This window comes from Flavobacterium panacagri, from assembly GCF_030378165.1.
In the GTDB taxonomy this organism is placed as follows: Bacteria; Bacteroidota; Bacteroidia; order Flavobacteriales; family Flavobacteriaceae; genus Flavobacterium; species Flavobacterium panacagri.
Window position 1 is genome coordinate 5347203 of record NZ_CP119766.1, and the last position, 15943, is coordinate 5363145.

12 protein-coding genes are annotated in these 15943 nt (G+C 33.1%); 7 read left to right on the forward strand and 5 right to left on the reverse strand.

Going from position 1 to position 15943, the window contains the following annotated elements:
- The first annotated feature begins 2 nt into the window (after positions 1 to 2).
- Entirely contained in the window at positions 3 to 2699 is a 2697-nt protein-coding gene (locus P2W65_RS22620) for a putative LPS assembly protein LptD (protein ID WP_434783348.1), read from the forward strand.
- 22 nt (positions 2700 to 2721) lie between these two features.
- Positions 2722 to 3102: a RidA family protein gene (locus P2W65_RS22625; RefSeq protein WP_248727521.1), complete on the forward strand. Its 381-nt coding sequence runs from the start codon at positions 2722 to 2724 to the stop codon at positions 3100 to 3102.
- Here the strand turns inward: P2W65_RS22625 and P2W65_RS22630 are convergent.
- From P2W65_RS22630 to P2W65_RS22650, 5 genes are all read right to left on the reverse strand, one after another.
- Positions 3083 to 3457: a methylglyoxal synthase gene (locus tag P2W65_RS22630; protein ID WP_091493358.1), complete on the reverse strand. Its 375-nt coding sequence runs from the start codon at positions 3455 to 3457 to the stop codon at positions 3083 to 3085. The two genes, P2W65_RS22625 and P2W65_RS22630, sit on opposite strands and share 20 nt — an antisense overlap.
- Positions 3458 to 3467: 10 nt before the next feature.
- Positions 3468 to 4319 carry an N-acetylglucosamine kinase gene (locus P2W65_RS22635; protein WP_179004949.1) on the reverse strand — a complete coding sequence of 284 codons (852 nt, stop codon included), beginning with the start codon at positions 4317 to 4319 and terminating at the stop codon, positions 3468 to 3470.
- A gap of 130 nt (positions 4320 to 4449) precedes the next feature.
- A complete protein-coding gene (gene gap / locus P2W65_RS22640; protein WP_179004947.1) occupies positions 4450 to 5454 on the reverse strand; it encodes a type I glyceraldehyde-3-phosphate dehydrogenase in 1005 nt (334 codons plus the stop codon).
- Positions 5455 to 5548: 94 nt separating this feature from the next.
- Positions 5549 to 6535, reverse strand: a complete 987-nt coding sequence (gene pfkA / locus P2W65_RS22645; protein ID WP_091492971.1) for a 6-phosphofructokinase — start codon at positions 6533 to 6535, stop codon at positions 5549 to 5551.
- 311 nt (positions 6536 to 6846) lie between these two features.
- Positions 6847 to 11376 carry a translocation/assembly module TamB domain-containing protein gene (locus P2W65_RS22650; RefSeq protein ID WP_289666215.1) on the reverse strand — a complete coding sequence of 1510 codons (4530 nt, stop codon included), beginning with the start codon at positions 11374 to 11376 and terminating at the stop codon, positions 6847 to 6849.
- A 204-nt stretch (positions 11377 to 11580) separates the two neighbouring features.
- Here P2W65_RS22650 and tsaD point away from each other — a divergent pair, with 204 nt between their 5' ends.
- The 5 genes from tsaD (at position 11581) to P2W65_RS22675 (ending at position 15865) form a co-directional block, all read left to right on the forward strand.
- The gene (tsaD, locus tag P2W65_RS22655; protein WP_289661557.1) at positions 11581 to 12603 is read left to right on the forward strand and encodes a tRNA (adenosine(37)-N6)-threonylcarbamoyltransferase complex transferase subunit TsaD; all 1023 of its coding nucleotides are present in this window, start codon (positions 11581 to 11583) and stop codon (positions 12601 to 12603) included.
- Positions 12604 to 12606: 3 nt separating this feature from the next.
- Positions 12607 to 13320, forward strand: coding sequence for a 16S rRNA (uracil(1498)-N(3))-methyltransferase (locus P2W65_RS22660; RefSeq protein ID WP_289661559.1), 714 nt, complete (start codon positions 12607 to 12609; stop codon positions 13318 to 13320).
- 139 nt (positions 13321 to 13459) lie between these two features.
- Entirely contained in the window at positions 13460 to 14098 is a 639-nt protein-coding gene (locus P2W65_RS22665) for a DUF4159 domain-containing protein (RefSeq protein ID WP_289661561.1), read from the forward strand.
- 10 nt (positions 14099 to 14108) lie between these two features.
- On the forward strand, positions 14109 to 14606 hold the full coding sequence (locus P2W65_RS22670) for a TrmH family RNA methyltransferase (RefSeq protein ID WP_289661563.1): 498 nt from the start codon (positions 14109 to 14111) through the stop codon (positions 14604 to 14606).
- Positions 14607 to 14905: 299 nt separating this feature from the next.
- Positions 14906 to 15865 (forward strand): zinc metalloprotease, encoded by a 960-nt coding sequence (locus P2W65_RS22675; protein ID WP_289661565.1) that lies wholly within the window; start codon positions 14906 to 14908, stop codon positions 15863 to 15865.
- Positions 15866 to 15943 lie beyond the last annotated feature (78 nt).

The following is a 15943-nucleotide window of genomic DNA, read 5'->3' on the forward strand; positions in this document are numbered from 1 at the left end:
GTTTGACATGTCAAAAAACACGCCATAATTTTACAAAAATAGCATTTAAACCTTTGCATACAAACTTATTTAATATCGTTTTAATATCATTTTTCCTAACTATAGGTTGTGGTAATTTATATTCGCAAGAAATAAAAAATAAAAAAAAGCCTTTACCTGCTGTAAAACAAACAGATAAAGAAGCTCCTGCAATTACTGACACCGTAAAACTGGATACGGTTAGAGCCAAAAAGACTTTTTTGGATGGAAAAGTTAGATACAAAGCAAAAGATTATGCTACAATTGACCAGAAAAAGAAAACAATTACATTATACAATGAAGCAGAATTATACTATAAAGATGTTGAATTAAAATCTGGTATAATTGTACTTAATTATGAAAAAGATGAAGTTTATGCTGGAAGAATCAAAGATTCTGCTGGCGTATTAATTCAATATCCAAATTTTAAACAAGGCTCCAACGAAGTACAACCCGATTCTATTCGTTTTAATTTTAAAACTAAAAAGGCTTTAATTTATAATTCAAGAACCAAACAAGGAGAATTAAACATTAAAGCTGCGGTTACCAAAAAAGAAAACGATTCTGTTTATTACCTTAGGGGTGCACGTATTACAACTGCAACTGATATTGATCATCCTGAATATTACTTCCGAACGAGTAAAATAAAATTTGTGCCTGGTAAAAAAATTGTAACCGGCTTAACACAAATGGTTATTGCTGACGTTCCTACTCCACTGGCACTTCCTTATGGATATTTTCCTTTAAGCCAAGAAAAAAGCGTTTCTGGAATTATCGTCCCAAGTTACAACGATTCAAACACAAGAGGGTTTTCATTGCAAAATGGAGGTTATTATTTTGCCCTAAGTGATAATTATGACTTGACTGTACTTGGAGATTATTATACTAACGGAAGTTACGCTATGCGTTTTGAATCGGCGTATGCTACAAGATATAAATATCGAGGTAATGTAAATATTCGTTTTGAAAATCTTATCAATAGTGAGCGAGGCTATCCTGATTATTCTAAACAAAACATTTACAACATTCAGTGGTCGCATTCTAAAGACTCTAAATCAAATCCAAATTCAAGTTTTTCAGCATCGGTTAACATGGGTAGTAGTAAGTACTTTAAAAGATCTATTAACCAAGCTAATATCGGATCAAACTTAAATAACACTTTAAGTTCTTCTATTAATTACAACAAAACTTTTAATACTATTCCAGGTTCTCGTATTGCATTGTCTGCAACTCACAGTCAAAACACCCAAACAGAAGAAATCATTATGACACTTCCTTCGCTACAGGGAAGCATTGACCGTATTTATCCTTTTGTTGGCAAGAATGGAGTAAAAAAGGGATTTATCAAAAACATAAACTTGCAGTACAACGTAAGTGGTAAAAACTATTTCAAGACCAGCGACTCGTTATTTTTCAAACCACAAATGTTTAAAGATGCACAATTAGGTATGCAGCATACCATTCCGCTTAGCACAAACTTTAAGATCTTTAAATACTTTAGCGCAGGAGCTTCAACAACCTATCAAGAAACATGGGTTAATAAAACAATAAGCAAAGCCTACGACTCTTCTACAGGAAAAGTAGAACCTAGCAATATAAATGGTTTTGATTCATTTAGAACTTACAATTTCAGCACCAATTTAGGTACAACAATTTATGGTACTTTTAATTTTGGTGACGATAAAAGAATTCAATCTATAAGACACGTTATGCGTCCAAGTTTAACCTATTCTTATACACCAAGCTTTGAGCGTTATTACGACACTTACGGTGTCGATGCATCTGGAACCATTACATCTCAATACACTCGATTTGAAAACGGCCTGTTTGGAGCACCTGGAAAAGACAATTCAAACATTGTTGGTTTTGCACTGAGCAATACTTTTGAAGCCAAAGTAAGAGATCGAGACAGTACAAAAACGGAACCTAAAAAGATAATGCTGCTAAACAATTTAAACTTTAGCACAAGTTACAACTTTAATGCCGACGGGAAGACAACCTTAGCATGGCAGCCTATCTTGGTTAGTGGTGGAACCCAGTTCTTTGACAACAAAATGAATATGAACTTTGGAGCTACTTTAGATCCTTATGCTTTAGACAGTGGTAATAACAGAATCAATATGTATAATATTGATAACGGAGGAAGTTTATTCAGATTAACCAGTGCAAACGTAACAGTGAACTATTCCTTTTCGAACAAAGATACAGGAAAGGAAAAAAACACCCAAAGCCAGCGGAATGGAGGTCGAAACGATGACTTATTTGGAACAAATACCGACTTGAATGACAGCCGGAACAGTCAGTTTGCCAATGAACCCGAAAAAGACGACGTCATTACTGAGTTTTTTAATTCGAAAATTCCTTGGGATATGACTTTAGCCTACTCTTTAACCTATTCTAATACAACGAGACAAAATCAAATTTCTGGTAACTCGATCATGATTTCTATCAATACAGACATTACTCCAAAATGGAAAGGTGGTGTTTCTACTGGTTATGATTTTGTACAAAAGGGAGTTACTTTTACACAATTCCGTTTTGAGAGAGATTTGTTAAGCTGGAGAATGGCATTTAACTGGCAGCCAATGGGAACAAATTCAAACTGGAATTTCTTTATCGGAATTAAATCTGGTATGCTTAGCGATATTAAATGGAACAAACGAAGCGTTTCTAATCGATAACCCGTTTCAAAATACTTTTATTATGAAAAAAATCATTTTCACAGAGAAAGCTCCGGCTCCAATCGGGCCTTATAATCAAGCCGTATTGTCTGGAAACACACTTTATGCCTCTGGACAAATTGCAATCAATCCTGAATCAGGAGAATTGATTACAGACAACATCAACGACGAAACCAACCAAGTAATGAAAAACATCGCCGCTATTCTTGAAGCTGCCGATATGACTTTTGAAAATGTAGTGAAGTCAACTATTTTCATAATGGATATGAATAACTTCGGTGCTATAAATACGGTTTACGGATCTTATTTTAACGAAAAAACCGCTCCAGCTCGTGAAACGGTTCAAGTGGCTTGTCTGCCAAAAAATGTAAATGTTGAGATTTCTATAATTGCTGTGCAATAGCATCTAATAATAATTGTGCCGTTGCTTCATTTGTTGCCAGCGGCACATTATGCACATCGCAAACACGAATCAGCATATTAATATCTGCCTCATGAGGATGGCTCGACAAAGGATCTTTAAAAAAGAAAACCATTTGTGTAATTCCCTCCGCTACTCTACCAGCAATCTGCGCATCACCACCAAGAGGACCTGAAAGCATTCTCTGAGTTTTAAAACCCGCAGCTTCTGCTTTTCCTCCTGTAGTTCCTGTACCAATCAGCCTTATTTTTTCATTGTGTAAAATTGCCTCATTTTTGATCAAGAAATCAATCAAATCAGCTTTTTTTCCATCATGAGCAATAATGGCAATTTCCATAAAACCAGAACTATTGATTAGCGACATGATAAGCAATTAATCCATCAATAGGTCTTCTTAAAACATTCCCTAATTGAAGTTCATATTTATCAAAAGTTTCTTGTAATTCGTCTTTCAAATAAAAAGCGATAGAACCTACAAAATGTACTGGAACTTCTTTACAGTTATCGAATTGTTTGATATAATTCTTAACAAAAGACTTCATTCCTTTAAAGATAATTTTTCTGCAGAACTCTGTGTCTTTATGCTTAATTAAAAACTTAGCATAAGTTGCCAAATAAGCATTTGGATTTGGCTCTTTATATAATTTATTTTTAATAAAATCCGGATCAACGTCATACTCTTTTTCAAGTTCAACAGCCAATTCTTTAGGCATTTTATTAAAATAGTATTTTCTAATTAATTCTTTACCAAAAACATTTCCGCTACAGTCATCCATAACAATATATCCCAATGACTGAACTTTTTGGTGCAACACTTTTCCATCAAAGTAACTGCAGTTTGATCCTGTTCCTAAAATAGAAACTATCGCCTCTTGCCCTTTTGGAGTTGTTGCATAAACAGCAGCATAAGTATCTTCCTGAACGTCAACAATTGCGTTAGTAAAATACTCTTGAAAGACTTGTTTCAAATATTCTTTCATTCTGTCTGTTCCACATCCTGCTCCATAAAAGAACAAATGCGTTGCATTTTTTTTGTTTTGTAAAATATCAAAACGGTCGTTTAATCTTGAAATAATTTCCGGTCCGTCAAGAATTTCTGGATTTAATCCTAAAGTTTGTGTTGTGAATAATACTTTTCCATTATCATCAATTGCAATCCAATCGGCTTTAGTAGATCCACTATCAACTATTAATTTCATTTCGTTTAGTTTTTGGGATTAGGCTTCTCTATTTTTAATTTAAAAGTGTAATTTTTACATTAATTATAGAGGTCACAAAATAAGAAAATCCCGTTACTTACATAACGGGATTTTGCAAAAATATATATTATTATTTTAAACCTGCAATATGCACAGATAAATCAATTAATTTACTTGAGTATCCGTACTCATTGTCATACCAAGATACTAATTTGAAGAAAGTTGAATTTAAACCAATTCCTGCACCAGCATCGATAATAGATGTTCTTTTATCAGAAATGAAATCTTGAGAAACAACTGCATCTTCAGTATATCCTAAGATACCTTTTAATTCGTTTTCTGAAGCTTTTTTCAATACAGCCATAATTTCTTCATAAGAAGTTTCTTTAGCTACTTTCACAGTTAAATCTACTGTAGAAACGTCAGCAGTAGGAACACGGAAAGCCATACCAGTTAATTTTCCATTCAATTCAGGAATAACTTTTCCAACCGCTTTAGCAGCACCTGTTGAAGAAGGAATGATGTTGATTGCAGCTGCACGTCCACCTCTCCAGTCTTTTCTAGAAGGTCCGTCAGCAGTCATTTGAGTTGAAGTAGTTGCATGAACAGTAGTCATTAAACCTTCAACAATTCCAAAGTTATCATTGATTACTTTAGCTAAAGGAGCTAAACAGTTTGTAGTACAAGAAGCGTTAGAAACAACTAAATCAGAAGCTTTTGCAGTTTCGTGGTTCACTCCCATTACAAACATTGGAGCGTCAGCAGAAGGAGCAGAAATGATTACTTTTTTAGCTCCACCTTTTAAGTGCTCGCTTGCAGTTTCGATAGTTGTAAAGATACCAGTACATTCAGCAACAACATCTACATCAACTTCGTTCCATTTTAAGTCAGCAGGATTTCTTTCTGCAGTGATACGGATATTTCTTCCGTTTACATACAATTTTCCTTCTTTAACTTCTACAGTTCCGTCGAAACGACCGTGAACTGAATCATATTTTAATAAATAAGCTAAGTGATCTACGTCTAACAAGTCATTGATTGCAACAACTTCTACATTATCTCTGTTGAAAGACTCTCTAAAAACGATTCTTCCGATACGTCCAAATCCGTTTATTCCTAATTTTACTTTTGACATTTTACTAAATTTTTGCTTTTTGTTTTTATTACACTATTTCAAAGTCTAATTTCCTCACAATAAACTTCTCTCTATTTTAAACTTTTTATATGGATTATGTCGACATAATGTCAGACACTCTTAATAACTCTCTATCAATTTCTGATTTTCCTTTAATAGCTTGTTCAAGCGGTGTTAAAATCACTTTATCTTCTTTAAGACCAACCATATAATTTGATTTCCCTTCCAATAATGATTCTACAGCTTTTACTCCTAAACGGCTTGCTAAAACACGGTCAAAACAAGATGGTGAACCACCACGCTGCATGTGACCTAATACAGAAACACGTACATCATACTCAGGTAAATTAGCCTCAACATAATCCTTTAATTCGAATACGTTTTTACCAATTTTATCTCCTTCAGCAATAACTACGATACTAGATGATTTTCCTGAAGCTTTACTTTTTTGCAGTGAATCTAAAAGACGGTCTAAACCAAGATCTTCTTCAGGAATAAGGATTTCTTCTGCACCTGCACCAATTCCGGCATTAAGTGCAATGTGACCTGCATCTCTACCCATAACCTCTACAAAGAATAAACGGTTATGTGAACTCGCAGTATCTCTAATTTTATCAATACAGTCAACAACAGTATTCAAAGCAGTATCATAACCTAGAGTAAAACTTGTACCATAAATATCATTATCAATTGTGCCAGGAATTCCTATTACAGGAAAATTGTATTCTGAGTTGAAGATTAAACCTCCGGTAAAACTTCCGTCTCCACCAATTACAACCAAAGCATCAATTCCAGCTTTTAAAAGGTTTTCGTGGGCTTTTTTTCTACCTTCCGGTGTTCTAAAATCAACAGAACGAGCCGATTTCAAAATCGTTCCTCCTTTATTTACAATATTATTAACGCTTCGAGGACCCATTTCTTTAAAATCGCCTTCGATCATTCCTTGATACCCTCTATAAATCCCTACGCATTCTATATTATGATAAGCACATGTTCGAACAACTGATCGTATTGCAGCATTCATTCCTGGTGAGTCTCCTCCTGAGGTAAGAACACCTACTTTTTTTATTGTTTTTGACATTATTTAAGTATTAAAGTTGTAAAATTAGCAAACATTCACCAGTATTCTCGTTATGTTTATTATAAATTAATAAAATATGTTAAATTCAAACGTTTTCGTTAATAAGTTTTTTGATGGAAAAAATTTCATTTAAAATAATAAAACGCCATTTTTTTAATTAAATCATCAAAATTAACAATACCCAAATGAAGTGTTATAAAAATCGAACTTTCCCTCTCGACTGAAAAATTCTTTTAAGAGCGTCTAAATTTAGCACAAAAAAAACCATTATGAGAATAATGGTTTTACAAATGTCTATTTTTAACAAAGTGTTAATAATCGTTATCATCTGGAATCACGCCTTGATTATTGTGAGGTTCCTGTTGTTTTTTCTTTTCTTTTTCCTTCTCTTCTTCTTTTTTCTTTTTCTCTTGCTCTTTTTCCGCCTTCTTTTTGTTTTTGTCTGATTCTTTTTTACTTGAGAAGCTCATATAATCAGGAAGATAAGAATCCTGAAGATCATCTGATGAATTTTTTGTGGCCTTCTCTATCTTATGATTTTTAAATAATTTATTCACCAATTCACTAAATGTATCAAAATCTACTTCATAAGAAATACCAACTCCTTGTGTATATCCGATTCCTTGTCCTATATAATTGATATCATTTTCTTTATTAAACAAACGAAGATTCATTGTACCGTCTTCATTTACACGATATAAAATTTCAATATCACCAACAATTGCCGATTCGTTTACTCCTCCTACTGGAACTCCAAGTTTACCATTAATTGTAATCCTTTCATTAACCTGTGAAGAAATATTAGCCACAAACTGACCATCAACTTCCTGTCCCATTCTTCTGTCGGCTGCAATGTAATTTAGATCGATATTTACTTTATCATTATCTGATTTTATAAGACTTCCGAATAAGCTTGAAGCAGTTTCTGTCAAAGTTCCAGAGAAATCTCCCTGGCTAAATCCATCTGTACTCATAAACGAACCTGTAGATAATAAATATAAAGCTTGTGTCTGGCGAATATCCTTATCGTCTAACTTATACTGAATTTCCGATTTCAACACGTTACTTACCGATGGGAATTGAATGTCAAAATTAGGTTCAGGACTAGCTAAATCTCCTCTAAGTCCAATAACAACCTCTACAGGAACTTTTTTATTGAATGAAGAAGTATTATCTAAAAGAACTGCTGGATTGGCCTGCGTTTTATAAACGGCTTCTAGATTTAGCTGAGCACGCATCGGGTTTCCTTCCCAAATAATAGAACCACCTTTTTTAACCGCAAACTTTTTATCGATCAGTCCGCCGTATTTAAAATTATAAGTTCCTTCGTATGCCTGAAAATCTCCCCACATATTAAATTTACCCAGTGTATTAATTTTAAACAAAAGCGATCCATACCCTTTTCCTTTCATTCCGTGCCCAGAATTACGATCCAGAATAACTTCTACTTCAGCATCTGGCGTAATATCAAAATCAAACTCTAATTCAAGTCCGTTGTAATTTCTTGTTTTTTCTACAATTCCATTAGCCAAATTGTATTTCTCTTTTGGAGTCACAAAATGAATCCAGCTGCTCTCTCCTACACTCTGTACATTGTTAATTGGGATTTTAACCTCAGTTCCTTTTTCAGATTTTGCATCTACTTTAATAAATAATGCATCTACAGGGCCTTTTATACTAGCCGATCCATTTATAAAAGCGGTACCAAAATAAGCCGCGTCATCACTATCTTTTGTATCAAGAGCTACTAATCGTTTGGATGTTATATTTAGGTCTAATTTCCAATCTCCAAAATTTTTATGCTCGATACTTCCGTTCAATAAACCTTTTGTCCCATACTTAGTATCAGTCAACTGATTGTTTCTAAACAAGAATTTCTCGTTTGTTAAATCTATTACGGTACGATCACTTAATTCGTAATCTGTATTTAAATACGGAATTGTCATTCCTGCTTTTTCAACATACAAACGACCATTAATTTCAGGCTTTTTCAGATTTCCTACCACTGCAGCATTTCCTGAAACCGATCCCCGAATGTTTGACAGAACATCACCTCCAATAGTTCCTAAAGTAGCCAGATTAAAACCTTCCAGTTTCAAACTCATGTCTACAATAGTTTCTTTGTTTTCAATAGCAAAATTTCCGTTAGCTCTAAACGACTCGGTAAAACCATTTTGTATAGACGAATTGACGGTAAATTTTTTAAAGCTCTCATCTCCAGAAATATCGAAATTAAGTGTGCCAAGCTCTGTTTTATTCATTACCAAATGGTCAATTTTTATGGATGCCGTGGGCTGATAAACATTTTTATTCTGTTTATAATTAACGTTTCCATTCAAATTACCATTAAAGACGAATTTGGAATTTACCGGCGTAATTTTATTTATATCAACATCTTCAAAATTCAGCACCAGATCTTTATAATCTTTTCCTTTTATAACACCATTTAAATCGATCTTCTGATTTTCATGAGACAAAACAATATTATCGATTGTAAAATTTTTAAAGTACTGATCAAAAACAATTTGATTATCATTAGCAGCTTCTTCGTTTAAATACCAGATATAGTCTTTAAACTTCATTTCAGACTTTTTAATTCCGACTATATTATTTTTGTTTTTATCAATAGTATGATACAAATCGAGATTAAAATAATCTTCTCCTTCATTTCCTCCTTTAAATTCTGAACGAACAAACAGCGTATCTTTTGCCGTCACATTAATTAAATTAAAATCACGGATTTTATAATAAGGCGTTTTAATACTGTCCAACTCTACATACGCATTATAAAGAGCATTTTTATTATCAATATTAATACGAATATTATCAAATGTATTTTTGGCGGCGGTAATTTTCTGCGATCTAAAACGGAATTTAAATTCCTGCAAATCAGAATCAATTTTTCCTCGTACAACGGTAGAAGAATCGATATTAATTTCTGGATAAAGCATTTCGACCACTTTATCATAAACACGGAAATTAAATCGTAAAAACTGTCCTTTTCTTACTTTATAAGGCTTATAATTAGTATACAAACTTCCCACAGAATTCATGACCAGTTTATCCAATTGATCAAATCTAAATTTACCAACTATTTGTCCATCAACAACATCATTAGAACTAATTGTTATAGTTCGTAAACGATCTGCATCAAAATTTGAACTGATCGTTACAGCATCAAAAACATAACTCGCTTTTGGATTTTGATATTCGGCTTCTTTTAGAAAGATATTCCCCTGAAGATTTTCAATAGAATTTCCTGTCACTTGGACCACAACATCTCCTCTAAAATGAGAAATAGAATCACTGACAAATTTCAGTTTTCTTAAATCTGAATTTTCTACATTAATATGAAAGTCATAACGATTTTCTCTTTTACTTAAATCTAATAAACCATCAAAACTCAAATTTAAGTTAGGATCATTAATTGCAATTTGTCCTTTATAATAAGGCAGTTTGAAATTTCCATTTACTACTATATTATTATAGTTGTAATTATTGTAATTAAGCTTGGAAATATCTCCTTTAATAATAGTATTTAGATATTTCTCTGTAAAACCAACTCCATCTACATCAAGATTCAAAGTTGTCTTTCCAACATCTTTTCGGTTCAGAACAGCACCAATATTAAAATCAGTCAGAATAATATTTCCAGAATAAGAAGCTTTGTCTATAAAATCCATATTATTCATATGAAGATCTACTTGGCCGTTTCCTATATCAGTTCCAATTTTAAAATCGGTTTCAAGAGCCGTTGTTGAAACTTTTGCTTTCCCAACAATATTAAACTTTCCAATTCTTTTCATTTCTATTGGAAGTCTTTTTCCTAAAACTATTGGAAGCAGTACTACCAGATCGTCATAACTAGAAAGCAGTTTATCAAACTTTCCATCCATAGAGAATTTCTGCTCTTTACTTCCTAAAAGATTTCTGAAATTGATTGTTCCATTAATTTTTGATCCGTTGGTATCACTTAATCTTAATCTAGAAAGTGTTAAATTATTTAATGGGCCATCTAATTTTGTTTTTAACTTAAAATGCTGATTTCTACCCAAACCATCATAAAAATGGCGAATATCATTTGTTGCAATAGAAGAAGAATCTATCATAACATTAAACTTCACTTTATCTGTAAAATCAAGAAAATCTGCTGGTTTGTAATTTAAAATAGCGATACCATAAATAGAAGATCTTTTGGTTTTAATTGCCAGATTTTCAACTTTAATCTGTTTTTTAGTATAACTGAATTTTCCCGCAAAATTAGAAACATACAAACCACGATGATCCATAAAAGAAAAACGATGAATCGTAGTATTTACATCCGGGCCATATAATTTGAAGTCACTGATATAAGCGTTAAGCTTAGTAAAATCAAGAAATTTTGGAGTTGTCTTATTTTCGTCAACAACAGAGAACCTTCCTTTTTCAATATAACCATTCTTAGCGGTAAGCAGAAAATGTTTATCCGATTTCTTCTTTGGCGGAGCATTATCTTCCTCAAAAGCTTGAATAAACTTATTCATATTGTTTTCATCCTCACCTTTATAGGTTTTCAGATTAAAAATTAAACCAGTCAGACGCAAATCTCCAAAAATTAAATCTCCGTCAAGCAATCTACTGAAGCTGGCAATATCTGTAGTAATAATATCAGAATAGATTAAAGTCTTTTTATGATGATCTCGAATCAGCACTTTCTTCAATTTAACCCCTCCAAAAATATTAATGGCTGTTTTTTCTACGCTGATATCAACTTTAAAATCCTCGTTCAACGTTTTTGTCACATAGTTTGCAATTTGAGTCTGAACAACAGGAAGTGACAATATGATAGCCAATGCTAACAAAAGTAAAATCAACCCAATTAGGGTTCTCGATATTATTTTTTTTACTTTTTTGATAGCTTCTTTAATTTTAGTTTTCTTTTAAATTTATTTTGAACAGACAAAGAACGGCTGTTTTGATAAAAATTCTTTAATTTTGGACACTGCTTAAATCAAAGAAATTAATAATTTGATTTGTCAAATATAATTCAAAATTTGTGCCTTTATATGCAAAATCAAGAGGTTTTTATTCTAGCCATCGAAAGTTCATGCGATGATACTGCTGCTGCGGTTTTACATAACGACAAAGTATTGTCAAATGTTGTGGCGAACCAATTAATTCACAATCAATATGGAGGTGTTGTTCCTGAATTGGCTTCGCGAGCGCATCAGCAGAATATTGTACCTGTGATAGATGCTGCACTTCGTAAAGCAAATGTACAAAAAGAACAGTTAAGCGCAATCGCCTTTACACAAGGTCCAGGCCTAATGGGATCATTATTGGTTGGAACTTCCTTCAGCAAATCTTTATCTTTAGCATTACAAGTTCCGCTAATTGCTGTAAATCACATGCATGCTCACATTTTAGCCCATTTTATTGACGAAGAAGGCTACGACAAACCTGAGTTTCCTTTTTTAGCTTTAACTATTAGCGGCGGACATACTCAAATTGTGAAAGTGAATAGTTTTTTTGACATGCAAATTATAGGCGAAACTACAGATGATGCTGTAGGTGAGGCTTTTGATAAAAGTGCCAAAATACTTGGTCTTCCTTATCCTGGCGGACCATTAATCGATAAATATGCCAAAGAAGGAAATCCAAAAGCCTTCTCTTTTACAAAACCAAAAGTTCCAGGATTAGATTTTAGTTTCTCTGGACTAAAAACGGCTATTTTATATTTCATTCAAAAAAACAAACAGGAAAATCCTAATTTCATTGAAGAAAATCTAAACGATATCTGTGCTTCTATTCAGCATACGATTATCGAAATTTTGATGGATAAAATTAAATTGGCAGTAAAAGAAACTGGAATCACACAAATTGCAATTGGAGGCGGTGTTTCTGCCAATTCAGGAATCAGAAATACATTGAAAGAAACGGAAAGCAAATACGGCTGGAAAACTTTTATTCCAAAATTCGAATATACCACAGATAATGCTGCAATGATTGGAATTGTTGGTTATCAAAAATATTTATCAAACCGTTTTGAAACTTCTGCTGTTGTTTCTAAAGCAAGAATTCAATTTTAAAACATGCAGTTATTTTTTAATCCGAAAATAGACGAAACCACCGAAAGTTTTTCTTTTGACAAAGAAGAAAGCCGTCACATCATAAAAGTCCTTCGTAAAAAAGATGCCGATATTTTACAAGTAACTAATGGTTACGGTTTACTGTTTGAGACCCAAATTACATTGGCCTCAGATAGCAAATGTACAGTTGAAGTACTTTCTATAACCAATGCAGAAAAACCTAAATATCATTTGCATCTGGCTGTTGCGCCAACAAAAATGAATGATCGTTTTGAATGGTTTCTTGAGAAAGCAACAGAAATTGGTATTCAGGAAATAACGCCTATTTTCTGTGACCGTTCTGAACGAAAAGTAATCAATAAGGATCGTTTTGAAAAAATCATTCTTTCGGCAATGAAACAATGCAATGAAACTTTTCTTCCGAAACTAAACGAAGCGATTTCTTTTAAAGAATTTATTAAACAGAAAAAAGAAGGTTTACAATTGATTGCACATTGTGAAGAAACCGATAAAAAATCACTGAAAGAAGTTTTAAAACCAAATGAGGATGTTACAATTTTAATTGGCCCTGAAGGCGATTTTTCTGAGAAAGAAATTGCTTTGGCATTGGAAAACAATTATAAACCTGTAATGTTAGGAAATACACGTTTAAGAACCGAAACCGCTGCTGTTGTGGCTTGTCATAGTGTTGTTTTTTTTAATGAGGTTTCTAATTAAAACATTACTAAATTCAATAGCACCAGTTGTCATCTCGAGGAACGAGAAATCACACTAGTAACTCTACAAAGATTGGCGATATACCGTGAGGAATCTCTAGTGTGATTTCTCCTTCGTCGAAATGACAAAACATATAATTATGAAAAAAATATTCTTGTTATTTTTATTGATTTCAATCTCTTCTTTTTCGCAGGAAATTGCTTTGCTGAAATACAGTGGCGGCGGTGACTGGTATGCTAATCCAACTTCTCTGCCTAATTTAATCAGTTTTTGTAATGCGAATATTTATACCCGCATCAAAAACAAACCTTCGACTGTGGAACCGAGTAATCCTGATTTATTCTCCTATCCTTTTGTACACATGACAGGACACGGAAATGTTGTTTTCAGCGATTCTGATGTAACTAATCTTAGAAATTATCTCACTGCAGGCGGTTTTCTGCATATTGATGATAATTACGGAATGGATCAATTTATTCGAAAAGAGATCAAGAAAATATTTCCCAATAATAGTTTAGTCGAAATTCCTGCGAATCATCCAATTTTTCAGAAACCATTTCCTTTTCCAAATGGACTGCCAAAAATTCACGAACATGATGGAACACGTCCTCAGGCTTTCGGAATTTTCATTGATAATAAATTGGTCTTACTTTATACTTACGAATGCGATTTGGGCGATGGCTGGGAAGATGCCGAAGTACACAATGATCCTGCAAACGTAAGAGACAAAGCGCTTAAAATGGGTGCCAACATCATCAATTATATTTTTACTAATTAAATTTTAGAAAGTGCAGCTTACTCACGGAGAAAATCAATTTGAAAGAAAAACTTTTCCAATCACTTTAGTTTGTGATCATATTTACTTTCAGCAAAACATTGGTTCCCTATTCCGAATTTCTGAAGCTTTTGGAGTAGAAAACATTATCTTTTTTGGAAAAGATATTCCGCTTACACCTCGTAAAATCAATAAAACTTCCCGAAGCACACATCTTCATGTTGCCTATTCTGTAATTGAAGATTTTAATGAGCTTCAATCTTTTCTCTTAAATAATGATTTCGAAATTATCTCATTAGAAATTGCTTCCAACAGCAAACCTTTAAAAGAAGTTACGATTCCAGAAAACAAAAAAATCGCTCTTTTAATTGGCAGCGAAATAGACGGAATTTCAGACGACCTTTTAAAACTTTCTCATCAAATTGTACATATCAATATGTTTGGAAACAATAGCAGCATGAATGTTGTTCAAGCTGCAAGTATTGCTCTTTATGAACTCACTTCTTTATAAAAAAATCAGACGCCAAAAGTCTCTTCTAATGCATTATTTTGAATTTTGCATTAATCTGTTTCTTTTTAAATAATCGATTAAATACAGATAATCACGACGAAATACATTAAAAAAAATAAAAATAAAGTAAAATCTTATTAATATTCGCGAAGTCGTTTTTAAAAAATCCAGCATTTATAAGGGATTAAAAAAATTCTCACAAAATATCTCTTATAAAATTTTTCTGTAATTTATTTTTGTTATAAAATTGCGCCAATGTTTAACTAATCAACATTTTTATAACAAAAACCCAAATTATTATGAAAAAAGTTATTATTACCACATTTGCAGCTCTAATGCTGTTTGCTTGTCAAAATGAACAATCAGAATCTACTAATGTAGATGCGGTCGCAGCCTCTAGAAGAGGGTGTGCAACTCAAGAAGTTTTGGAAGCGCAATTAAAAGCTAATCCTATGTTAGCCATTAAAATGAATGAAATTGAAACTTTTACAGCAAAACATGCTGGTTCAAATTTTACTGGTCGTTTAGTAAATGGCAAAATCGAAATTCCTGTTGTAGTTAATGTGCTTTATAGAACAGCTGCACAAAATATTTCGGACGCACAAATTCAATCGCAGATTGATGTATTAAACAAAGATTTTAATGCCTTAAATTCTGATTACAATAATGTACCGGCATTATTTTCTGGAGTTAAAGCGAATGTTGGTATTACATTTGTTTTGGATCAGGTTATCAGAAAATCTACCACTAAGACTTCTTGGGGTACAAACGACGCTATGAAAAAAACAGCTCAAGGTGGTCTTGCTCCTACTTCTCCAACAACAAAACTAAACATCTGGACTTGTACAATTGGCGGTGGAATTTTAGGTTATGCTCAATTTCCAGGAGGTGCTTCTTCAACTGACGGTGTAGTTATCGATCCTCGTTATTTTGGATTATCTGGTGCGGCAAATGCTCCATTCAACTTAGGAAGAACTGCAACACACGAAGTAGGACACTGGATGAACTTACGTCATATCTGGGGAGATGCAACTTGTGGAAGCGACCTTGTTGCTGATACTCCAACTCATAATGAAGAAAATTATGGAGTTCCTGCGTATCCACATTACAGTACTTGCTCTGGAACACCTGTAGAAATGACCATGAACTATATGGATTATGTTGATGATGCTGCTATGTACATGTTCTCAAATGGGCAAAAAAGCAGAATCTCTGCCATTTTTACAACTGGAGGTGCTAGAGCTTCATTTGCACAATAATTGCGGATAAAATACTAGTGAAAGCGAGATCTAACAGGTCTCGCTTTTTTTATTTAAACTCAAATTTTAAAATGCTTT